This window comes from Limosilactobacillus caccae, assembly GCF_900156885.1.
GTDB lineage: Bacteria > Bacillota > Bacilli > Lactobacillales > Lactobacillaceae > Limosilactobacillus > Limosilactobacillus caccae.
This window is the reverse complement of the sequence record NZ_FTOY01000008.1, coordinates 217,181-240,048: the sequence shown is the minus strand read 5'-3', so window position 1 is coordinate 240,048 and position 22,868 is coordinate 217,181. Positions and strand designations below refer to the sequence as shown.

The window sequence follows — 22,868 nt, the reverse complement described above, 5'->3', positions numbered from 1 at the left end:
ATAAATCCTCCTAAGCAAGATTCAAATTACTTAACATCTTCGTCACCGATAACACCGTGTTCCCACTTACCATTATCAAGGTCAGTAGCAATTTGCTTGAACTTGTCATCACTGATCTTGTATAAGAAACCAATGATAATAGCGGCCATAATTAAGCAGAAACCAGGGTAAAGGGTCATCGCAGCCTTTATCCCTTGAAGGGTCTTAGCTGATTGTTGTGCGTTAGCAACGTAACCAGTAACGGCAAGAACACCGGCACTGACTAAGGCAGCGATTGACTGCGCAATCTTCCGTGAGAAGTTGAAGGCGGCGTAAGTAATACCTTCCTTCCGCATTCCCGTGTGCCATTCACCATAATCGATGGCGTTAGAAACCATGGCCCAAGTGATCCCATTTGGAATAGCTAAGGCGGTGTAACCAATCGTAACTAAAACGATAAAAGTAATTACGTTAGTTGGCAAGAAGAAGTTCAAGATGTTAGCAATTGCACCGACAACAAATGACCACATTGCAGTCCGCTTTTGGCCGAAGTGCTTAGTCAGTGTAGGAATCATGAACACACCAACAATTGAGCAACCCATCATAACAGCGTTGATAACTGGCTGAAGACCAATGTTACCTAAGTTGTATTGTGCATAGAAGACCATCATTTGGTTGTTGGTGTTCATTGCAGAAATAGTAAACAAGGTCATCAAAATCAAGGCACCCAAAGGACCATTGGTGAAGATAACTTTAATGTAATCCTTAAAACCTTCACGCTTAGCATTTTGGTCACGGTGAACCTTAACGTTTTCCTTTGTCCCGAAGTAACAAACGGCAAACATCGCAATCCCAATAATTGCAAAGACAGATGCAGCGAAGAAGTAACCATGAAGTTGGTCCTTGCTACTCATTCCACCGCCGACTAATTCCATCAGTGGAATAAAGGCAACCCCAGCGATAAACTGGGCACCAACAGAACCAACTTGCCGCGTCGTCGCCATGAAACTCCGGTCTTGCGGGTTCCGCGACATAACCGACGCTAGCGATCCATACGGGTCATTAGTAAATGAATAAACAACACCCCAGATCATGTAAACTGCATAAGCGTAGATAATCTTCTGGGTAGTAGTCAAGCCCATCGGCATGGTAAAGGTAATGACGGTCATAATCCCCAAAATAATAGCAGAAATCATCATTACCGGACGGAACTTTCCTCGTTTCCCGATATTCTTCCGTCCATCAACATAAGAACCAGCGATTGGATCCATGAATGCATCAAAGATCTTCGTAAAGGCGAAAATCCCGGCAACAGCCCCGGCCCCAATGCCGGCAGCATCAATCCAGAACTTAGTCAGATAGGCCTGACCAAGGTCAAACATAAACCCATTCCCGAAATCACCGAATCCATAGAAAATTTTCTGGTGAGTAGGAATTTGCTTATTATAATTATCTACTTTCTTACCCTCGTTACTCTGCACTGCCGTCGTAGCAGTAGCAGCGCTATCATGATCACTCATAAGGTAAGCCCTCCTTTAAAAACACACGTGAACAATTACTAGCAAAAAAATAAAATATAATTGCCCTTGTCCGCATGTAAACAATATAAAAAACAAAAACCAAAAGAAACAAAACAACTATTAAGGAAGTGCGCCTATTGAACGGTTAGTACATAAGCGATCCCTTCAACAGTTTCCATATTAGCACATTTCACTGAAAACGTTAACAATTTTTGTGAAAAAAATAACATATTCACAAATGATATTGAAAATATTCTCATCGTATATGAATATGTGATTCCTAAAGTGTATATTATCGCAATTTAAGAGCATTTAAGGCTTGATTTATTATTGTGATCGTTTTCACGGTAATTATAAAAAGCGCAGGTTTCCCTCCGCTTTTTTTATAAGTGCTGTTCTATTTCCTGTTGAATTTGTTTGCCTAATGCAATAAACTGATCCCGTTTTTCCGCGTTCATCCTAAATTCAGGAGTACTAATACTAAAAGCCCCGTACACCTTTCCGTTTGCGGTTAACGTAAAACCTAAGCAGTATACTCCAGGTTGGTTTTCCACATTATCAATTGAAAATCCCTGTGCCCGTGTCTTTTCTAGGTCAGCAACTAAGTCCTTCTTATTAGTAATGGTATTTTCCGTCATTTTTTGAAATTCAACCGTTGCTAAGTACTCGTCTAGCTGTTCTTGCGAATATGTTGCTAAAATAGCCTTTCCCATTGATGAGGAGAACATGTGCATCTTCCCACCAACCACAGAAACCAACTTAATACTATGTGTACTTTCCATTTTTGAAAGTAAAACAATACTGTTATCTTCTTCAATCCCTAAGTTAACAGTCTCTGCGGTTTCATCCCGCAATTTCTTGAGGAAAGGATTAGCAATTTCAACAATGTTAATTGAGTCGTTAACCGACTGGGCATACTGGAGAAAAATTGTACCTAGGTGGTAGAATTTTTCTTCGCCGACAAAAACAACCCGGACATAACCACAAAATTCTAGCGTTTTTAAAATCTTATAGATGGTTGGCTTTGAGATGTCCAAATTCTTGCTCAAATCATTGAGGGTCACACCGTCCTTGGTGCGTGCAATATAGTCGAGGATTTGCTTGGCTTTGAGCAAAACCGTCCCGTATAATTTGTTTTCCATGTTTTTCACCTAATTTAGCTTATTACTTTAATTATCAACCTATCTAAGATGATAATCAACTTAAAAAGATAGGATAACATAATTCCCAAGAAGGAGCGAATTACGTTATCCTATCAAACGATTGCTTTTATTTTTTACTACTTCAAATCATGCATATCAACCATGTCCATGTCATCGTAAGTTTGGTTTTCACCACACATTGCCCAAATAAAGGCGTAATTAGTGGTCCCAACCCCACAGTGAATTGACCAGCTAGGGTTAACAACGGCTTGTTCTGGTTCCATTACAATGTGCTTGCTCTCGTCAGGCTTGCCCATGAAGTGGAATACCCGTGTGTCATCGGCACCAAATTCACAGTACATGTAAGTTTCCATCCGCCGTGCATGGGTATGACAAGGCATCGTGTTCCATGAATTACCAGGTTCAAGCACAGTGTAACCCATTTGTAATTGACAGGTGTCCATGCTAGAAGCGTCGATGTACTTGTAGATCGTCCGCTTATTCATGTTCTTTTGGTCACCCATTGGCATTGCAATTGCATCCTTGAATGGCAACTTCTTATTTGGATATGTCTTGTGAGCAGGTGTAGAAACAACGTAGAACTTTGCAGGATTGTCTGAATCATCTGATTCAAACACAACATGCTTAGCACCCATTCCAATGTAGTAGCCATCATGAGTAACGATCGTGTCCTTCTTGCCGTCAATCGTAACTGATCCAGAACCACCGATATTAATGAACCCTAATTCACGACGTTGGAGGAAAAAGTCTACCCCTAATTCCTTATCAAGCTTAATTTCTAATGGTTCCCCGGCTTTTGGTGTAACCCCACCGAAGATCATCCGATCATTATAGGTATACGTCAAAAGAATATCGCCTAGTGAAAAAATCTTATCCATTAAAAATTCCTGACGTAGCTCATCAGTATCATAATGTTGAATATCCTTAGGACTGTGTGCATAACGCGTTACCATCTTAAAACTCATCTTAGCAGCTCCTTTGTTACCAATAAAGAAATCACATTTCGCTTTTCACGGCAATTATACATCATCACCAACACATTGAAAAGGTTTTCATTTTTCTTATTGGTAAATAGAAAAGGCCAGTCCATCTCTTAACTAGCCCTGCTAAAATCATTTAACTATTTTAATTTTTTTACTGAGTCACGGACGACCAACGCTGGCTTCAAGTTTTCAAATCGTGGTAGCTCTGGCTGCTTATTATCAATTAAGGCCTTCAAGACACCAATCCCATAATGGGTAATCTCACTTGTCGGCTTCTTAATCGTCGTAATCCGCGGATTGTAATACTGCGAATAGGCGTTGTCATCGAAGCCGATAAATGAAATATCTTCCGGAACCTTAAAGCCGTAGTCTTCACAGGCCCGAATTGCGCCCATCGCCATATCGTCATTGGCCGCAAACACGCACGAGGGTAAATCGCCCGCGTTGAGGATATCCTCCATCGCCTTGTAGCCAGAATCAATGCTGTAATTTCCCTGCAGCATCCAATCCTGACGTACTGCAATGTCGTTTGCTTTCAGCACATCATAGAACGCCTGGCAACGCAGCTTCGCCGAGGCAAAGTCCTTCCGTCCAGCAATCATTGCGATATCCCGGTGTCCCATCCGCAACAAGTAATTCAGCGCGCTCGTCGTTCCCGCGTAATCGTCTGATGAATAGTTATATAAATCGTCACGGTCGATCTTCCGATTTAATACCACCACCGGCTTGCCAGTCTCCGCCAACTGCTCAATGTACTCATCATCACTGGCCGACTGGCTCACTACTAGGGCCCCGTCGAAACGTAAGTTAATACTTTGCTTTGCCCGCCGCAGACTAGCGAAACTATCAACCGCGATCTCGTACCCCTTCGGCAACTGGTCCTTGATCTGGTGGATCACTGCCGACATGAAACTTGGTGAGGTCCCATCGGCCATATCCGTGAAGTAAACAACGATGATAAACGACTTCTGCTCAACCAGTGCCTTCGCGTTTAAGTTAGGCGTATAATTCATCTTCGCCGCTAATTCGCGGATCTTCTTCTTTGTCTCCTCCTTGACTAGGGGGCTATCATTTAAGGCCCGCGAAACAGTCGTGTGTGAAACATTTGCAATCTTGGCAATTGTTTTGATTGTAACCTTCTCTTCCTCCAAGAGTCTTCCTTCTTTCGTTGCCTTAAATATATCAAAATATTTATATCAGCTTAATAGTTATCCTTATCATAAAGAAAATGACGCGCCATGTCAATTATTAAACTCAGCGCCAGAAGGTAATTGTGGATACTTTATCTCTTTTTGATTTTAACGTGAACATAAGTTTTTAAAAATTGAGGCCGGCGATTAGTTCCGGCCTCGCGATTAGTTATGAAAAGCTCTTAATTGAATCCATGATCAGCTTAATGAACTTCTCCCGGTCGATGTCCAGCATGACTTCCGTGTTCTTTGGCTTGCCAGTCAGTTCGTAGTAGTCACAAACGGTTTCGCCGCGGGTCAAATCACCCTGGGTCTCGACATCAACATTCATTTTCTCGGTCGTAAACATCGTTGGGTCAATCAGCCAGGCAATCGCGCAAGGGTCATGTAGCGGCGCGCCGGTGAATCCCCACTTTGGATTTTCGTGGTACTGCTCGAAGAAGTTTAACAGGCCATAAAAGGCATGACCAACCGGGTTATCAATCTCACCGATCTGCTTAATCTCATCCTTCATTATCTGCGCCTTGTGCGTGACGTTTAACGGGGCCATTACTAATGGGATGCCAAAGTTCATCACAATCTTAGCCGCCTCCGGATCAACGAAAATGTTAAACTCAACGGATGGCCGCCAGTTACCAAGGCCCATTGCCCCACCCATGTAGACAATTTGGTCAATCTTTTCTTTTGCCAAGTCTGGATATACCCGCAGGAACAAGGCAGCGTTGGTCATCGGGCCAGTAACTACTAAGGTGACCTTTTCATCACACTTGCGGAGGGTGGCGGCGATCAGGTCAATCGCTGGAACATCCTGGACCGCAAAGTCAGGGTCTGGCAGGTCGGCGCCATCAAGGCCAGTCTCCCCGTGTACTTCGGGCGCTGTCTCTAGAGGCTTTACCAACGGTGTCAGGTTCCCCTGGGCAACGGGAATATCTTCGCGATGAAGCAGAGTAAGCATCCGCATCGCGTTGTTTAACGTCTTATCAGGTGTTTGGTTACCTGCAGAGGTCGTTACTGCCAAGACGTCAAGCTTGGGTGAAGCAATCGCCAAGGTTAATGCTAAGGCATCGTCATGACCAGGGTCACAGTCGAAAATAATCTTTTTTGTCATCATATGCGTCCTTTCTGTCGTAGCGCTTTCATCGTAATTATATTATAGCAAAAAGGGCGACTAAAGATAGCCGCTCTTCGTTAATATTCACTTAAAATCCGCCAAGCTAATCTCGGCAGTCGCATAATCACCAAACTGCATAGTTTGGCCGACCTGGACCCCGAGCGGCCGTCGAAAAATCGGCCCGTCAATGACGAGGGTATGGTACTCACCATTTTCACCGCAAATATCAATATTGGCCTTCTTCATCACCGCAATTGTCGCTTCATCCAGGCTTTTTCCGGCAATTGTTTTGGGCAATAAGTTAGTATTAGCGCTTTTGATCAGGCACTTATAGCCGTGAGCTAGGAGGTCATAAACGTTTTGCCTGCGGTCACAATGCCACAAGGGGAAAACTGCCGCCAGCCCGCGATGTTCGCAACGTTCCTCTTCCCACTGGCGATTTTGTTGAAGATCGATGTCACCGAAACAGGCGGCCACTGCCCCTTTTGCCTTGGCTTGAGCAAGTCCCCGCTCAAATGCGACAGCGTAGTCAGTCCCGTCCGTTTGGCAGCGGATCAGCGGAATCTCCAGGGCGCTAGAATATGCTGCCAGTAGTTGGTCATCAGCACCGTGAAAGTAAGAACGACCCACTTGCTGATTAATCATCACGATCAATGCGACCGGGGTATGCCCCTGCGCAATCATCTTATGCAGCGCAAGCGTACTATCCTTCCCACAGCTATAGGCCATTGCAAACTTCATTTTCCATCCCCACCTTTCTTTCATTCTAACAAAAAAGCTAGCGGCGTGATTGCCGGTAGCTTTTTGTCGTCAAACTAGTTTTCCCGCTTCTTTAAGCTTAAACCAAACAGGCTTGCTGCAGCGGCGAGACCAATTCCTGCTAGTGTTAAGATGCTAGAACGCGAATTACCAGTTTGTGGTAACTGTTTGTTCTGCTGGCTAGCTTGGGATTGTTCCCGCGTTGGCATTGCATTTGCGCTTGTGATTGACGTTTGGACTGCTGAAGCGCTCTTGGCCATGTTGGCATTAGCGACTGCAGCGCCCTGCTTATTAGCAGCAGGTTCGTTGCTAATATTTTGCGTTTCATCATCATTAGGCATCTGTGAATGGTCAATTCCTGCTTGTCCCTTACTCATTGATGGAGCGGTCGTCTTAGCTGAAGAACCAGTATCCTTATTTACCGAAGGAGCTGGCTTGCTATCTGCCGGTGCAGTAGTTGTTGCACCAGTTCCGTGGTTAGTCGGCGCTGGTTGTTCAGTTGAGGCCATGTTAGTGGAACCATTTGCATCGTTTCCAGGTTGACTTGCTGACCCATTGTTACCATCGTTGGTAGGTTGTTGAGAAGGTGCTTCGGTACCTGGCGTCGTGTCCTTGCTTGGCGTGGTTACTGTGCCATTGTCCTTACCAGGTTGATTGGTTGAGCTCTTATCGTCGCCGTCTTTTCCAGGTTGTTCGGATGGCGTCTTTGTTGGCGTGTCATCCTTTCCTGGCGTTGGCGTCGTGCTTGGTTCTCCTGTTGGAGTCTTATCTCCGGCTGACTTGTTGTCATCTGGCTTAGCCGAATTACCATCATTGTGGTCTGGCGTATTGCTTGGTGTTTCCGTCCCATTTGATGGGGTGGTTGACGTGCCTTCGTCCTTGCCTGGTTGATTTGCTGAACCCTTATCTTCGCCTTTTCCAGGTTGTTGAGATGGCGTCTTTGTTGACGTATCATCCTTCCCTGGCGTTGGCGTCGTGCCTGGTTCTCCTGCTGGGGTCTTATCCCCTGTTGGCTTGTTGTCACCTGGCTTCGTTACCGGATTAACAATTAGGTGGACGCCCTTAACCTTGTACGTCGACTTATCTGGGAATGTAACTAATACGTCTTCATCGTAACTACCAACTGTTTTGGCATCACGCTCGACCTTTTCACGATCAGCCCATTCTGCATTAGTTCCATCTGGTAACTGCCCAGCGGCTTGCGGCGTAACCACTGGTAATGACATTAACATAAATGATTGCACTGCTGGCGTGCTTACAACGATTCCGTCATTAGCAATTACTGGGTCCGGAATTTCTTGACCAACAACCACTGTAACGGGTTCAATCTTAACCAGACTACCGTACCTGTCGGCATCAGTCTTTTGGGCTTCGACTAAGGCATCCTTTGCTTCTTGCAATGCCTTCTTGGCATCATTGACGTCTTCAGTTGCTTTGGCAACGGCAGCCTTTGCGGCATCGACATCTTTTTGCCGTTGTGAGTGGGTTGCTTTAAGTTCCGCAAGGTGCTTTTGCTGCTTTGCTAGCTCTTGTTGAGCAGCATCTAACGTCTTCTGCGTCTTTTTAACAGTTTGTTGAGCAGCAGCTAACACCTTCTGAGCATTTTGTAAACTGTTAAGCTTATTCTTTAATAAAGCTAACTTATCATTATTCGCTTTAAGCGTTGCCTTATTATTTTCAACAGCTTGTTTCTTTTGTTTCAAGGAATCCTGAGCATTTTTCAAAACCTTGTTAGCAGTTTCCAGGTTAGCTTGGGTAGTGTCTAACTTACCTTCTTCAGCTTTAAGTTGGTCGTTAGCTTTTTGCAGGTTAGCTCGCTTAGTCTCCACATCAGCAGTAAATGAATCTAAACCAGCTTGAGCTTTCTTTTGAGCAACTTGATCTGCTTGTAATTGGGTTTGTAAGCTGGCCAAGTCATTTTGAGCTTTAGTTAAACTATCAGTAGCGGTTTGAGCATTGGTCGTCTTGGCCTTAATATCCTTTTGGGCAGCAGCCAGGACTTGAAGCATATCACCCAAAGCATCTTGAGCATCATCATTTGCTTTTTGTTTAGTGGCTTGGTCTGTTTTTGCAGATTGCAATTCATTATTTGCTATAGACAATTTATTTTCTGAATCATCATTAGGCAAAATAGGAAATTCATTATCACCAAAGCCATTAGTTTCAGTAGCTTCCGCGAAATCAAAGTGTGAATAGCCATATTTATCGAAAGCAACACCCATAACCTCATTATCAATTGATTGACTTCTCCAGGCATCACCAAAGTTAATGAATGTTAATGCATGCCCCCATCTTGAACCAGCGTCATCAAACATCATGTTGATAATGTCATTATAAAGGGCGTTCTTTAATGAATCCATCGTTTGTGGTGCAACTTTACCCGATACAATATTCCCATTATCAAAAGTATAATTGTGGATAGAAGTACTCATATTTTCTAGCTTAGTTTCTGATCCCATTTCATCTGAAACCTTTTGTAGTCCACTATTATTATGGCTCTTTCCGTCATTCATATGAGGTCCAAACGCATCCCACGAAGGCTTATTATAAGCTTCATCAACAACCTTATTAGCAAATTCTACTGATTTAGCTGAAACCTTTGTCTTTGGTGTACCCATTTGAGCTTGAATCTGATTTACTAAACCAGTAGCAAAAATGGACAACTCTGTCCGTTGCTTTTCAGTTAAATTATTGTAATCAACGCTAATCTTCTGATCTTCTTTATTAGATTTATAACTATTATTTTTTTTGCCATCTTTACCTAACTCAGTTATCTCAGCAGAATTATCTCCATTGGTGATATATTCTTTCATCGCTTCTTTATAGCCACTAGGTAAAGTAATCGTATTAAAGTTAGCTAATTTATCATTAATGGCATCAACTTTAGCTTGAGCATCCTTAACCGCTGCATTGGCAACATCTAAGGCAGCTTTAGCTTCATCGGCTACTTTCTGCTTAGCGTCCTTGGCTTGTTGTGCAGTCTTTTCAGCATCCTTAGCCTTAGCTAAAGCAGCATCCGCACCCTCCTTAGCCGTAGTAGCGTTATTTACGTCTTCTTGCTTAGCACTAACAGCGTTGCTATCAGTCTTAACCTTAGCATTAGCAGCATTCAAATCATTTTGCGCCTTATCTTTGGCTTGTGCACTATTATTAAGAATATCAGTCACGTTTTTAACGTTAGTCTTAGCCTGGTCAACAGCTGCTTGTTGGGCATCACGCTTAGTAGTTGCGACATTTACATTTTCTTGCGCTGAATTAACAGTGTTTTTCGCAAAAGCATCCGCATCCGCTTGAGCCTTGGTTAACTTATCCTGGTTTCCCTTAACCAACTCAGTTTGCTTTTGAATATCTTGTTGTGCCTTTGCGATATTCTCTGGCGTAGCTGACGCTGCATCCTTATTTGCCTCGTCTACGGCCTTTTGTGCATCACTATTAGCCGCACTTGCGGACGTGACCGTCGCTTGTACCTTGTTAACAACTGCTTGCTGGTCGTCAACTGCCTTGCCAGCGCTCTTCAACTGAGTATCAGCGTTGTTTGAGTTAGTTTGTGCTGTAGCAAGTCCTGCATTCGCACTATCTAGGGCAGCCTGTGCATCTTTCACCCCTGCTTCTGCTTGACTGATTGCTGCTTGACGAGAACTCTGTGCATTTTGTTGAATACTTTCGTCATTTGCTGGTGTTGCGTCCGCTTGTGCATTAGTGGCAACAGAAACACCGGCAACAGCTGCAGCCGCCATGGTTGCGGTAGTTACTAACTTTTTACTATTCAATTGTAATTCCCCCAATAGTTTTAATTCTATTAACGCGCCCATTATAACCCTTCCCATTAGATTTTTTAAAGCGCTTTTAAAAATAATTAACCGTCGCTGAAAAATAAACCTAACTCTGAAAATTACACCCGATAAATTAACCAAATTTGTGCGGTGTTAAAATTGCTAATTGTGCTTGTAAATCCGCATCACCTTTCCCCCACAGTAATAAAAAAGCAACTCATACCAATATTCTGGTACAAGCTGCTTGAGATAGTTATTCATTTTTCGATCAGTAAAACTTGCTTAGCCCTTCCGAATAAAGAGGCAGGCAATTACTGCTAGTAATGCACTGATTACCAGGCCTAGGAAGGCGGCGGAGTATGAACCAGCGAGCTGGACGATCCACCCAATCAACAGTGGACCGATGAAGCCCCCTAGCTGACCACCGAAGTTGACGATCCCAATCGATGAGCCGTATGACTTTTCGCTTAAGATCTGGGCGGTAAAACTAAAGATCCCAGTAAATGCCAGGGACTTTACAAAGTAAATCAAGACGTCAAAGATAACCACGGCGGTCAATGATGACGACTTAAACAGGCCAAACATGAAGACCAGTGTCAACAGTGAGGCAATAATGATCATCCACCGTTCGCGCTTCTTAAAGAGGTGTACCATGATGAAGCCGGAGACAAAGGCGGCGATCCCACCAGAGATTACTGGCAGTGGCACTAACCAGGCAAGGTTCTTCAGGTTGATTCCCTGTTCCTGGAGGAAGTAAACGGGCATCCAGGTTTCCAGCCCCTTGGTGATGATGTTAAGGGCCATCCCGATAACAACAAAGACCCAGACGCGGGAGTCAATGTTCTTCCATTCAATCTTTTGCCGCGCCTGTCCAGCGGCCTTTTCGTTCTTGATCGGCCGTTCGACCAGGTAGTAGGCGACCATTACGACCAGGCCACCGATGCCGAGCCAGACAAAGGCGTTCCGCCAGCCACTGCTAGCAATGATTGGCACGATGATCAGTGGCGCCACTGCAGCCCCCGCGTAGTTTGACGAAATCAAGGCCGAGGTTGCTTGCGACTTTTCACTCTTGTCATAGTTTTCGGAAATCCGCTTCAGGGCTGCCGACGGGTATGGTCCTTCCGCAATCCCGAAGAGAAAACGGATCACGATCAAGGCGGCCAGTGACCAGGCCCACCCTGTTACCATCGTCATCAGCGACCAAGCAAAGAGGGAAATAATAATTAAATACTTACTACCAAACTTATCCGTTAGGTACCCGCCGGGAATCTGCATCAGCGTGTAGCCCAGGAAAAAGGCACTGGCAGTCGTTCCAAGCGCGGCTGCCCCGACGTGAAAGTCCTTGCCGATATAAGCAAGGGAAATGTTCATTACCGTCCGGTCAGCAAATAATAGCATGTAGCCCAGGTACAGCAGCACGAACGATCCCCACCGTTTTGCTACTGAATGGTTGTCATAGTTTTCCATAATTTAGGTTTACTCCTCAATAGTATAAATTTTGTAATTAGGATAATTTCTGTCGTAATAAAAACCGTTGGACTTTGCCACTCGCGTTCTTTGGCAAGTGGTCAACATAAATGTACTGGCGAGGCACCTTGTAATGGGCAAGGTGCTGGTAGCCAAATTCAATCAGTTGCTGGTCAGCTACTCGCTGGTCAGCCACAACAAAGGCGACTGGGACCTGTCCCCACTCAGGATCAGCCTTTGCCACCACCGCTAGCTCCTTAATCCCAGGATACTCAAGGTAGACCTGCTCAACTTCTTGGGGGAAGATGTTCTCCCCGCCGGAAATCAGCATCTCGTCAAGGCGGCCATCAATATAAAGGTAGCCATCGTGGTCGAGGTGACCAACATCGCCTGTCTTATACCAGCCATCGACCATCTTAGCCGGCAGCTTATCCGGTAAGTTTAAATAACCAGGGGTCAGGGCCGGGGTCTTCAATAGAATCTCCCCCTTAGCCGACAGCTTCAATTGGGTGGTAAACAGGGGCTGGCCGACTGACCCAAGTTTTGCCAAGGCGTCACTAGCCCGGAGCGCAACAATCTGCGAACAAGTCTCGGTCATCCCGTAACACTGGACGACCGGGATTGCCATCTGCTGGCACTTGACTAGCGTTGGTCGGTCGATCGTTCCACCACCAAGAAGCATGCAACGGAAGCCCGCGTTATAGCGGCGACCAGTAGCCTCTTGTTCGGCAACTAGCTTTTTGAGCATGAATGGTACGACCGACATGATCGTCACCGGCTCAGCAGCCAGGATTGCAGCAACGTTTTCGACCCGGAATTTATCAACGATCCGCACCGTCATCCCGTAGATAAGTCCCCGCATGATGATGGAAAAACCGCTGATGTGAAAAATGGGGGCGACGCATAACCACTCATCACTGCTGGTTAAACCCAGGTTGAGGGCGGACGAAACCGCCGAGTAAAAGTGGTTGCCAAAGGTCTGCAAAACACCCTTCGGATTCCCCGTCGTGCCCGAGGTATACATGATGCTGGCGACCCGGTCATAATCAAAGGTTGCCACAAGCGGCCTGCTTCCCTGGGATAAGGCAAGAAAATCAGTGTAACTGACAAAACGTTCGTCCATTGTTTCCCGCCACAGGGGGTCGTCAACGAGACAAACAGCTAGGTCACTGTCCTTCATTTGCCTCTGCAATTCTTCATCGGCTAACCGCCAGTTTAACCAAACAATCGTCCGCCCACTCGCCAGGACTGCTAAGGCAATTTCGTAGCTCTGCAAGTCGTTATTGGCAAGAAGGCCGACTTTTTCTCCGGGGTGGAGCTGGTCCAACCGGGAGGCAAAGTCCTCGACAATCGCCTTTAGCTGACAAAATGTCAACTGCTGGTTGCCGTCATCGACCGCCACCTTCTTCGGCTGGGTAGCGGCCTGTTTTAATAACCAATTTTGTGTTTCCATCGTTGACGCCTTCTATGGGAACTTTGGGAATTGGTCAAAGTCAGGGTCTCGCTTCTCGTTGAATGCGTCACGCCCTTCCTTTCCTTCATCAGTCGTGTAAAATAGCATTGTGGCATCCCCGCCTAATTGTTGCAGGCCGGCCAAACCATCCGTATCGGCGTTCATCGCTGCCTTGATGAAGCGCAGCGCCGTCGGGGACTTCTTCAAGATTTCGTTGCACCAGTCAAGGGTGACGGATTCAACCTGGTCTAACGGAACTACCTTATTGATCCAGTTCATCTGGTAGGCTTCTTCCGCGCTGTAGAAGTGGTTTAAGAACCATACTTCCTTGGCCCGCTTGTGACCGATCACCCGGGCAAGGTAGCCGGAGCCGTAACCGGCATCGAAACTGCCGACTTTTGGTCCAGTTTGGCCAAACTTAGCATTATCCGCCGCAATCGTCAGGTCGCAGACTAACTGGAGGATATTTCCGCCCCCAACTGACCAGCCCTTAACCATCGCAATGACGGGCTTCGGGATGATTCTAATGAGGTGCTGAAGGTCCAAGACGTTTAGCCGGGCGATGTGGTCGGGCCCAACATAACCACCGTTGCCACGAACCCCCTGGTCACCACCGGATGAGAAAGCCTTGTCGCCAGCGCCAGTTAGGATAATTACCCCAATTGTGCTATCATCACGACAAATGTTAAACGCGTCGATCATTTCTTGAATCGTAACCGGGGTAAAGGCGTTCATCTTTTCCGGCCGGTTCATCGTAATCTTTGCGATCTTACCGGCCCGCTCAAAGATGATCTCTGAGTAATCCTTTACTGGTTGCCAATCGACTGTTGTCATGTTACATCGTCTCCTTTGTAAGTGAGGTCTTATAAAATGAACCTGTTAGAAAATCTAGGAATCCATCCCCAATCCGTCAGTGCCACCGAAGCAATTGTTACCGTTGAAGTCACTGACAAGTTAATGCAACCGTATGGCGTCGTCCACGGCGGCATTAATGCAACCCTTGCAGAAACAGCGGCTTCGCTGGGCGCAAACAAGTGGCTCGCTGAACAAAATCAAGCACAGATTGCCCTCGGCGTCAATATTACCACAGATCATTTGTTACCGGTATCAAATGATAAAATTAAAGCGGTCGCCACCCCCCTCAAGCAAGGGCGAACCCTCCAAACATGGTTAGTCAAGCTATACAACCAAAAGCGGCTAACCAGTACCAGTATCGTCACCCTCGCTAACCGCCCGCGCCCAGCTAGCAAGTGATTAAGGCCTTTCACTATTTTATTAATTGATCTTTTTTATTCTGGGCAAACATTATAAATTTTCTTATTGGGGCCGCGCCTACCGTCCTGCTTATGTTAGCGTTCGATCGGTCGTTCATAATGTATCCGCTTTCTCGTTGTTGCAATATAAGACATTTGATAAATTATGACCTGCGCGGGACGAACTGGTTGCTAAAACACGAAACCGTTTTCGCTTGCCTAACAGCAGGGATGAACCCCTGTTGAACAGGTCGTCATCTTGCTATTTGGGAGGTTAAATAATAGCATCCGTGATGATGGGAAGTCTTATCGCGTAAATAAGGTTATAAAGGAGAGCATTTTCCAGTGCGCTTCAACACAAAAGATTTATTCAATGTAATTAAAGAAAACGAGGAGCAATACGTCACCCTGATCAAGGATGCCCAGGCAGGCAATAATAGTGCGTTTGCGGAACTGTTTCACCGTTACCGCCCCCTTGTTCGGCGGATCTGGCAAAAGCATTTTATTGCTGGCTACGAACTCGCTGACTGGGAACAAGACGCGCAAGTGGTCTTGATCGACGTCTTGGCCCTATACCAGGACCAGTGCCCACAGATGTTTTCTGGCTTTTTCAAGCAGTGTCTGACCAACCGGATCCGTGATATCCGCCGGCAGACTCTCGCCAGCAAACGTATCCCCGCCCACCAGGTGATGCCGATGGATACCACCTTTGCTGAATCTTTCATCGATTCTTTGCGCGGCGAGCCAGACGAAATCGTCTACTGCCATCAAAGTGTCGAAACCCTGCTTCACAAGTGCTCACCGTTTGAGTGCCAGGTTCTCAGCTACCTTCACCAGGGTTATTCGATTAGTGAAGCCGCCACCCGTCTCAACTGCTCGAAACGGAGCATCCAAAGTGCCGTCCACCGTTGCCGGGAGAAGATGTTGGCAGTGTTAGCACATGACTACTAAGTCGGCGCTGATTATTACTTGTAAGATTCTCGCAATTATTTAATAAAATTAAGCTTAACGCAAAAGCCGGAGAAATCATCCCGGCTTTTTTATTTGCGCCTGCTCCCCCCAGCCATTATTTGCTAAAATAAAAAAGATGTACTTTTTTATTTTAAGGAGTCGACTATGGATTTTTCATTTGGCAAACGCAACGTTAAAAAACTGTACCTGGAATACAGCCTGGTATTTATCTTCCTCGCCGCCTGTATCTTCGGGACCTACTTAGTATTTGGCAATTCCTTTATTCTCAGCAAAGATGCCCTAAACCAGCACCTGCCCCTACTCGCCAAGTACCGGGCTGCACTGGTGGAATTTTTCCACCATCCCGGGCACTTTAATTTCTGGTCCTGGCAGATGGGCCTCGGTAGTGACACCTTCCAGGTATATTCCTACTACACGATTGGGGACGTCTTTGCCTACCTGGCCCTCCTCTTTCCTGCCGCAAAGATCACCCTGGCCTACCAGGTCATCAACGTCGTCCGGATGTATTGTGTCGGCTTAGCCTTTGTTTACTTTGCCCAGCACTTTAACTTCCGCGACCACGTAATCCTGGTCGGGGCGACCGCCTACTTGGTAAACTCATTTTTACTTTACGCCTGTATTGCCCAGCCCTTCTTCACCACCCCGTTTATTATCTTCCCGCTCATCGTCGTCCAGCTTGAGCGGATCTTGAAAAATGGCTCGGCATGGCCACTGGCGGGGGCCTTCACCTGGATGCTCATCAGCAACTACTACCTAGCCTACGTGCTGGGAATCGGCTCATTTGCCTACCTCGTCTTACGGGTCCTCACCCACTACCGCCAGCAGCTTGACTATGGGCGAACACTACTAAAATTAGCATTTGCCACTGTCACTAGCCTCCTATTGTCCGCCATCCTAATCATCCCCGAATTAATGGCTGTCACAAATTCAACCCGGACTGGCTCACTGTTTGCCAACGGTTTGAAGACCTACCCCCTCTACTACTACCTCTTTTTACCCAAGCAATTGATCAACGGGGGACAGTGGTACTTCATGTTTTGGTCAGCCTTGGGGATCGTTTCAATCGGCTTCATCGCCCTCGTTTACCTCTACTCCCAAGCAAAGAAGTACCCCCTGCTGACAATCAGCCTTGCCCTTGCCCTAGTGATGCTGCTCATCCCCGCTGTCGGTGCCTTCTTCAACGGGATGATGTCCGCCTCCAACCGCTGGACCTTGCTTATTTACTTACCACTAGCAACGGCAATCTGTATCCTCGTCCAGGATGCCCCGACCCTTAACCACCACCAGCTGATGATCCTCACCTGGGCGACCGCAGTTTACCTGCTGGTCTTGATTGCCACCTTCTTCTTTGAAGGCAAGGATGACATCTTCATGCCGGTCATCTTCTTAATCCTGTCACTGATGGCCCTGTGGTTGATCAACTTCCACAAGGTGAAGCTGCCCGACCGGTGGCTATTAACAATCGTCATGCTTAACGCCGGCTTTAACGCTATCTATGCCGCTTTCCCCTATAACGGTGACTTCAGCAGTAACATGCTGAGCAAGGGCCAGTACCAAAGCATTGCCGCCAACCGTTACGGGGGTCTCGACAAGGGGCTTGACCGCCAGTCTTTCTACCGGGTCTCGACAATTAGCCAAAACCAAATCATCGACGGTCCAAAACTCGACAACGACCTCACGTCTGGTTTACATAATATTGATTCTTATTATTCGCTGCAAAATAAATACCTCGGCCAGTTTAACACCAGCCTGCAAAACAACCAGTACCAGGCGAATATCCCCATCCGCCAGGCGGACGACCGGACAGTAATGAACAACTTCTTCGGGGTCAAGTACCTCTTCGTCCAGAGCAACGGAGCGAATGCGAATAAGATTCCGGCGGGCTACTTCCTTGACCAGGCCACCGACCCGGTCATCAACTACGACCAGGGGCAGCCAAGTAATCCGCAGAAGCCGGAAGACTTTATTCCGACGCAGACGCTGCGCTATAAGACAAACTATGCCTTCCCCCTCCTCTACTGGCAAGATACGTATATCCCCCAGCGGGCCTACCAAAAGTTGTCACCAACAGAAAAGGAACGGGCCCTGGCAGCGGGGGTGCTTGTCGATTCAGCACGACCTAAGGGGATGCGGGCGGCCAAGCTTGATACCAAGGTATACCCACTGAAGAGCACCCTCGTTTCTAACCGCCTCACCACGGTCAACCCTGCCAAGCTGCGCCATACCGACAGTACGGCGTATTACCGCATCCAGCTACCAGAGCTGCAAAAGAAGGCCGTGCAAAAGAAGCTCCGTGGCAGTGAGCTACACATTGAATTTTCCCAGATCAAGTACACTCCCTTCACGATGAAGCAGCAGATTGCTTACGAGCAGGCTCACCTAAAGGAGATGGCACTTAACCCTGGTAGTGTCGTCAACCACCGCTTTAACCAGTACCGTTACTGGCGCTATCACGTCCTCAACGGGTCGCCGGATATCAGTTTTAAGCTAAATGTCGGCAGTAAGTTTGGGACAGCCACGGTCGACCAGGCCCGGCAGAGCACCCTCTCACTCTTCAAGTTTGTCAAGGATTCAACGCTTAACATCGGTTACTACGATGGCAAGCTGCCGACTTCTCTCCGCTTCCAACCAAGCAAGCTGGGGACTTACCAGCTGAAGTACCGGGTGGTTGCGGAAAAGCTGGATAACTCCTATTATCAAGAGGTTAAGCAACTGCAGAAAAACCGGCTGAAAAAGCTCCACCTACGGGATAACCAAGTTAGCGGGCAGATTACAACTAATCGCCCGGGAATTTTAACCTCGTCAATCCCATATTCACGGGGATGGGTTGCGAGCGTTAATGGCAAGACGGTGCCGACATTGCGGACCAACCAGGCCTTTGTCGGGGTCTTTCTCCCTGCCGGTCAGCATAAGTTGACCCTTACCTACCATTTGCCGGGGTTAAAAGCGGGGGCGCTGGTTAGCCTGTTCGGCCTTTGCTGGACGGCAGTCGCGGCCGGTATTAGCATTTACCTTCAGCGGTCACACCGCAATAAATAGTGTTAGGAAGCGGATGTTGTGCACAAGAAAATAACTTACATTATCTACCAAGTTTTGATGGCACTGCTGGCGATTGCGTCAATCGTGATGCTGATTGCTTATTACGCCAACGAGATCAATATCGATGCCTACCCCTACGACATGTTTGATAACTGGATCTGGCTAATCTTTTTTACCGATTACGTCGTCCGGCTCGTATTGGCCGACAATAAGCGCCGCTTTATCCGGGAAAACATCTTTGACCTGCTCTCAATCATCCCCGCCAGCAGTATCTTTTACTTCTTCCGAATTGCCCAGATTGGGCGAACTTTACACCTGCTTAAACTGCTGCGGATAATGCGGCTGGTTGGCTTGGCTGGCCGGCTCGGCAGCTTCTTTGAGCGCAGTGAGTTCTTGTACTACCTCTATATCAGCATTGCCGTAATCATCATTACTTCTGCAATGTTTTGTATTTCTGAAAAATCCTCCTTCAACACCGCTATCTGGTGGGCAGTTACTACCGCAACGACGATTGGTTACGGGGATGTCGTCCCAAAGACCGGGTTAGGAAGGATTGCGGCGATCATCCTGATGCTACTAGGAATCAGTTTTATCGGGATGCTGACCAGCATGATCACCGAGTTTTTCTCCAAAAAGGACGAACAGGAACTCGCCGACCAGCTCAAGGGTATCCGTGAAGAGAACAAGCAACTAAAAGCAGAGCTCGATGAAATCAAAGAATTACTAAAAAATAAGGAGTAGCGCAGTCATGGCGACTGCCTACTCCTTATTTATATTGGTAATTAGCCGGCGCAAGCTTAAAGCGGATGCTGGTATACTTTTGCGCGCCATCAGGGTAAGTGACGGTGAAATCCTTGCTATTATCCTTTGCTTGAATCGTTCCCAGCGGCTTAGCCTTGACACCATTAGCCTTAACACTAATCTTGTTTTTAGCTAGTACCCTTACCGGCCGCTCCTTCGCTTGGCGTTCAACAAATTGCCGGTTAGCAGTGTATTGCTTAACCTTTGCCGGTCCCTGACGCTCTTTTTTTGTCGCCGCCTCGTCGATTAGTGGTTTGCCACTGGCATCAACGTCCGCAACAGGGACCGTGATTGCCCGGCCGTCCCTTGTGAAAAAGATATACTGGTAAGACGTTCGCAGGGCGTTGGCATTAAGGTAGGAGGCAATGTAGACATGGCCGTTGAGGTCAGTCTGGCGGACAGTCGCTGCCTGGGCGGATGATAAGTTAAGGACGCCTAAAATAGTTAACAGCCCGATTATTATTTTACTAATTTTCCTCATTGTTATTCCCTCTTCTAAGTTCAATCCGTTACGGCGATTAATTCTCCCTTGCGGAGGTCTTTTTATAAATTAATTTCATTATAATCCCTTATTTTACCGGACGCTTAAATGTAAAACAATTCACATTTAAAATTGATAAACGCTTGACAATTTTTACTAAAGAAACTACAATCAGCACTGTAATCGTTTTCAACTAGTAAAAAAGGAGTTACGGAAAGATGAACGAAATCGACCACTCACGGACGATTACGGTTACTAATGACCGTTACCGTGAACACTACCATATCCAAACCGATGGTGGCTGGCTCAACGATCCCAATGGCCTGTGCTTTTTCAAGGGATACTACCACGCCTTTTACCAGTTCCACCCCTATTCAGCTGAATGGGGACCGATGCACTGGGGCCACGTGCGAAGCAAAGACCTTGTTCACTGGGAAAGTCTCCCGGTCGCCCTTGTCCCAGGTGACCCCGAAGACAGTGGTGGCTGCTTCTCCGGGTCAGCGATTGTCAAGGACGGGCGCTTGTACTTACTGTATACCGGGCACCACTACTATGATGACGGCGACCAGGATCACTTCTGGGAAAACCAAAACGTCGCTTACAGTGACGACGGGATTCATTTTACCAAGTATGCGGGCAACCCGGTTATTTCCGCCCCGGAAGATAATTCACAAGATTTCCGCGATCCCAAGGTCTGGGAATATGACGGTACCTACTACCTTGTCTTAGGCAGCCGGTCAAAGGACGATAACCTCGGTCGGATTCTTCTCTACCAGTCCGCCGACTTGCTCGATTGGAAATATGTGGGACCAATCACGAAGTCAACCGGCCAGGAGAGCGAAGGCTACATGTGGGAATGCCCCGACTTCTTCCGCCTCAACGGCAAGGATGTCATCGCCTGCTCACCAATGGGCATCAAGGCATGCGGCCACCACTACCTCAACCTCAACCAGAATGGCTACTTTGTCGGTCAGCTCGACTATCAACAAGCAATTTTTCACCATCTTAATTTTAACGAGCTTGACTACGGGCATAACTTCTACGCTGCCCAGTCATTCTTAACGCCGGATGGTCGGCAAATCCAGTTTGGGTGGTTTAGTTCCTTTGACCAGGCAATGCCTGAACAAGCTGACGGCTGGGCAGGCGCCTTGACCCTCCCTCGTGAATTAATAATGAATGGCGACCAGCTGGGGACAATTCCGGCCAAGGAAGTTAGCCTGCTGCGGTCTGGGCGCGTCATCCATTCTGCCCGGATTATTGACGGTGACCAGCAACTTGCTGTCACTGACCCGCAACATACTGAATGGGATATCACGGTTACCACAACTGGCGACGATGACCAGTTCAGCTGGGCACTCACCGGGAGCGACGAGCAATTGATCGCTTGTCACTATGACAAGGCGGCGGGCGAAATCACCGTCCACCAGCACGGGCAAGCAACTGACCGCTATGCAACAATCGGCCACTGTGACCAGTTGCGGTTACGGATCTTTGTTGATACTAGTTCCGTGGAGTTCTTTATCAACGACGGCCAAGCGACATTTAGCGAACGCTATTACGCTAACGGGCCGGTTACTCCCCACCTTTTAAGTAACCACGCATTGCCAATCGCCATCGATGCTTATAACATGAAAGGATGATTTTTAATGAAAAAGAAAAGTCTTTTTAAAAATCCATTTTATCGTTCAACCTCGTTAGTAATCCTTCTCTTCTTCACCGGTTGGGGGATCTGGTGGTCATTCTTCCAGATCTGGTTGACTAACTCCCTGGGCTTCTCCGGTGAACAAGTCGGGACGATCTACTCCTTTAACTCCGCAATTACCCTGGTCCTCATGTTTGTCTACGGGGCAATCCAGGATAAACTGGGGATTAAACGGAACCTGCTGATTGTCTGTGCAGTCTTACAAATGTTGCTCGGTCCCTTCTTCTCCTGGGTCTACGCGCCACTGCTGCACAGCAACTTCTACATCGGTGCCATCCTCGGTTCCCTCTATCTCTCATTCGCCTTCCTCGCTGCTTCGCCAACCTTTGAAGCATTGACAGAACGGTTTAGCCGGCGCTACGGCTTTGAATACGGGCAGTCCCGGGCGTGGGGATCATTTGGTTACGCTGTTTCTGCCTTAGCCGCTGGTTTCTTGTTCACGATTAACCCGGAATTGGTCTTTTGGACCTCATCCGTTATTTCCTTAGTCCTCTTATTAATCCTTGTCTTCGACCATCCTGGCAAGAACCCGGAGACCTTCAAGAAGTACGTTAACCAGCAGGAAAACGAACGGGAAAAGACAACGCCATCATTCAATGAAATTCTCTCCGTCTTTAAGATGAAAGCTCTCTGGCAAATCGTTATCTACATCATCTTGAGTTGGACATTCTACACCGTCTTTGACCAGCAGATGTTCCCCCAATTCTTTACCCAGTTCTTTGCCTCAAAGGCTGTTGGGCAACAGATGTACGGGATCTTAAACTCGATCGAAGTCTTCCTGGAAGCAATCATGATGGCCTGTGTTCCATGGATCATGAAGAAGATCGGGGTTCGAAAGACCCTGCTCCTCGGGATCATCATCATGGTTCTCCGGATCGGTGGCTGTGGGCTAGTTACTAACCCGCTCGGCGTATCACTGATCAAGTTGCTCCACGCACCGGAAACGGCTTTGTTTGCCCTTGGTCTCTTCCGTTACTTCACCCTCCACTTTGATCCAAAGGTTTCCGCCACCCTCTACATGGTTGGTTACCAGATTGCCGCTCAGGTTGGTCAAATCATCTTCTCCACACCGCTCGGTAACCTTCGTGACCACATCGGTTACAGCCACACCTTCCTGGTAATTTCCGGAATCGTGTTAGTTGCTGGGATTTACGCCACCTTTATTTTGAAAAAGGATGACCAAGACGTTAATGGTCAACCACTTAATTAATAATTTTTTCGA

17 protein-coding genes are annotated in these 22,868 nt (G+C 47.1%); 6 read left to right on the top strand and 11 right to left on the bottom strand.

Annotation, left to right across the window (positions count from 1 at the left end; translation table 11 throughout):
• Positions 1 to 26 precede the first annotated feature (26 nt).
• The 10 genes from CZ502_RS02160 to menB form a co-directional block, all read right to left on the bottom strand.
• Positions 27 to 1,499, bottom strand: a complete 1,473-nt coding sequence (locus CZ502_RS02160; protein ID WP_083673303.1) for a glycoside-pentoside-hexuronide (GPH):cation symporter — start codon at positions 1,497 to 1,499, stop codon at positions 27 to 29.
• Between the two features lie 383 nt (positions 1,500 to 1,882).
• Entirely contained in the window at positions 1,883 to 2,641 is a 759-nt protein-coding gene (locus CZ502_RS02155) for an IclR family transcriptional regulator (protein ID WP_076459465.1), read from the bottom strand.
• 137 nt (positions 2,642 to 2,778) lie between these two features.
• On the bottom strand, positions 2,779 to 3,627 hold the full coding sequence (kduI, locus tag CZ502_RS02150; RefSeq protein WP_076459464.1) for a 5-dehydro-4-deoxy-D-glucuronate isomerase: 849 nt from the start codon (positions 3,625 to 3,627) through the stop codon (positions 2,779 to 2,781).
• A 155-nt stretch (positions 3,628 to 3,782) separates the two neighbouring features.
• The gene (locus tag CZ502_RS02145; RefSeq protein WP_076459463.1) at positions 3,783 to 4,796 is read right to left on the bottom strand and encodes a LacI family DNA-binding transcriptional regulator; all 1,014 of its coding nucleotides are present in this window, start codon (positions 4,794 to 4,796) and stop codon (positions 3,783 to 3,785) included.
• A gap of 208 nt (positions 4,797 to 5,004) precedes the next feature.
• A complete protein-coding gene (gene rihA, locus CZ502_RS02140) occupies positions 5,005 to 5,943 on the bottom strand; it encodes a pyrimidine-specific ribonucleoside hydrolase RihA (protein ID WP_076459499.1) in 939 nt (312 codons plus the stop codon).
• Between the two features lie 87 nt (positions 5,944 to 6,030).
• Positions 6,031 to 6,687 carry a Dph6-related ATP pyrophosphatase gene (locus tag CZ502_RS02135; RefSeq protein WP_076459462.1) on the bottom strand — a complete coding sequence of 219 codons (657 nt, stop codon included), beginning with the start codon at positions 6,685 to 6,687 and terminating at the stop codon, positions 6,031 to 6,033.
• Between the two features lie 74 nt (positions 6,688 to 6,761).
• Entirely contained in the window at positions 6,762 to 10,475 is a 3,714-nt protein-coding gene (locus CZ502_RS02130) for an SEC10/PgrA surface exclusion domain-containing protein (RefSeq protein ID WP_159434547.1), read from the bottom strand.
• 285 nt (positions 10,476 to 10,760) lie between these two features.
• Positions 10,761 to 11,945 (bottom strand): MFS transporter, encoded by a 1,185-nt coding sequence (locus CZ502_RS02125; protein ID WP_076459460.1) that lies wholly within the window; start codon positions 11,943 to 11,945, stop codon positions 10,761 to 10,763.
• A gap of 37 nt (positions 11,946 to 11,982) precedes the next feature.
• Entirely contained in the window at positions 11,983 to 13,398 is a 1,416-nt protein-coding gene (locus tag CZ502_RS02120) for an o-succinylbenzoate--CoA ligase (protein WP_076459459.1), read from the bottom strand.
• Positions 13,399 to 13,410: 12 nt separating this feature from the next.
• Positions 13,411 to 14,232 (bottom strand): 1,4-dihydroxy-2-naphthoyl-CoA synthase, encoded by an 822-nt coding sequence (gene menB, locus CZ502_RS02115; protein ID WP_076459458.1) that lies wholly within the window; start codon positions 14,230 to 14,232, stop codon positions 13,411 to 13,413.
• Positions 14,233 to 14,268: 36 nt separating this feature from the next.
• Between menB and CZ502_RS02110 the strand changes: the two genes are divergently transcribed.
• The 4 genes from CZ502_RS02110 to CZ502_RS02095 all read left to right on the top strand — a co-directional run bounded on the left by CZ502_RS02110 (position 14,269) and on the right by CZ502_RS02095 (position 19,403).
• On the top strand, positions 14,269 to 14,652 hold the full coding sequence (locus CZ502_RS02110; RefSeq protein ID WP_076459457.1) for a PaaI family thioesterase: 384 nt from the start codon (positions 14,269 to 14,271) through the stop codon (positions 14,650 to 14,652).
• A gap of 344 nt (positions 14,653 to 14,996) precedes the next feature.
• On the top strand, positions 14,997 to 15,602 hold the full coding sequence (locus tag CZ502_RS02105) for an RNA polymerase sigma factor (protein WP_076459456.1): 606 nt from the start codon (positions 14,997 to 14,999) through the stop codon (positions 15,600 to 15,602).
• Between the two features lie 165 nt (positions 15,603 to 15,767).
• Positions 15,768 to 18,662, top strand: coding sequence for a YfhO family protein (locus tag CZ502_RS02100; protein ID WP_076459455.1), 2,895 nt, complete (start codon positions 15,768 to 15,770; stop codon positions 18,660 to 18,662).
• An 18-nt stretch (positions 18,663 to 18,680) separates the two neighbouring features.
• A complete protein-coding gene (locus CZ502_RS02095; RefSeq protein WP_076459454.1) occupies positions 18,681 to 19,403 on the top strand; it encodes an ion channel in 723 nt (240 codons plus the stop codon).
• A 25-nt stretch (positions 19,404 to 19,428) separates the two neighbouring features.
• On the opposite strand, the gene CZ502_RS02090 is transcribed toward CZ502_RS02095, so the two are convergent.
• Entirely contained in the window at positions 19,429 to 19,944 is a 516-nt protein-coding gene (locus CZ502_RS02090) for a hypothetical protein (RefSeq protein ID WP_076459453.1), read from the bottom strand.
• Positions 19,945 to 20,162: 218 nt separating this feature from the next.
• Between CZ502_RS02090 and CZ502_RS02085 the strand changes: the two genes are divergently transcribed.
• Positions 20,163 to 21,584: a glycoside hydrolase family 32 protein gene (locus CZ502_RS02085; RefSeq protein WP_076459452.1), complete on the top strand. Its 1,422-nt coding sequence runs from the start codon at positions 20,163 to 20,165 to the stop codon at positions 21,582 to 21,584.
• A gap of 6 nt (positions 21,585 to 21,590) precedes the next feature.
• Positions 21,591 to 22,856, top strand: coding sequence for an MFS transporter (locus tag CZ502_RS02080; protein WP_076459451.1), 1,266 nt, complete (start codon positions 21,591 to 21,593; stop codon positions 22,854 to 22,856).
• Positions 22,857 to 22,868: the final 12 nt, after the last annotated feature.

Excerpts from the sequence above, each read along its gene's own strand:
- CZ502_RS02160 (WP_083673303.1), bottom strand. The coding sequence starts at position 1,499 with ATGAGTGATCATGATAGCGCTGCTACTGCTACGACGGCAGTGCAGAGT.
- CZ502_RS02155 (WP_076459465.1), bottom strand. The coding sequence starts at position 2,641 with ATGGAAAACAAATTATACGGGACGGTTTTGCTCAAAGCCAAGCAAATC.
- kduI (WP_076459464.1), bottom strand. The coding sequence starts at position 3,627 with ATGAGTTTTAAGATGGTAACGCGTTATGCACACAGTCCTAAGGATATT.
- rihA (WP_076459499.1), bottom strand. The coding sequence starts at position 5,943 with ATGACAAAAAAGATTATTTTCGACTGTGACCCTGGTCATGACGATGCC.
- CZ502_RS02135 (WP_076459462.1), bottom strand. The coding sequence starts at position 6,687 with ATGAAGTTTGCAATGGCCTATAGCTGTGGGAAGGATAGTACGCTTGCG.
- CZ502_RS02125 (WP_076459460.1), bottom strand. The coding sequence starts at position 11,945 with ATGGAAAACTATGACAACCATTCAGTAGCAAAACGGTGGGGATCGTTC.
- CZ502_RS02120 (WP_076459459.1), bottom strand. The coding sequence starts at position 13,398 with ATGGAAACACAAAATTGGTTATTAAAACAGGCCGCTACCCAGCCGAAG.
- menB (WP_076459458.1), bottom strand. The coding sequence starts at position 14,232 with ATGACAACAGTCGATTGGCAACCAGTAAAGGATTACTCAGAGATCATC.
- CZ502_RS02110 (WP_076459457.1), top strand. The coding sequence starts at position 14,269 with ATGAACCTGTTAGAAAATCTAGGAATCCATCCCCAATCCGTCAGTGCC.
- CZ502_RS02100 (WP_076459455.1), top strand. The coding sequence starts at position 15,768 with ATGGATTTTTCATTTGGCAAACGCAACGTTAAAAAACTGTACCTGGAA.
- CZ502_RS02090 (WP_076459453.1), bottom strand. The coding sequence starts at position 19,944 with ATGAGGAAAATTAGTAAAATAATAATCGGGCTGTTAACTATTTTAGGC.
- CZ502_RS02085 (WP_076459452.1), top strand. The coding sequence starts at position 20,163 with ATGAACGAAATCGACCACTCACGGACGATTACGGTTACTAATGACCGT.
- CZ502_RS02080 (WP_076459451.1), top strand. The coding sequence starts at position 21,591 with ATGAAAAAGAAAAGTCTTTTTAAAAATCCATTTTATCGTTCAACCTCG.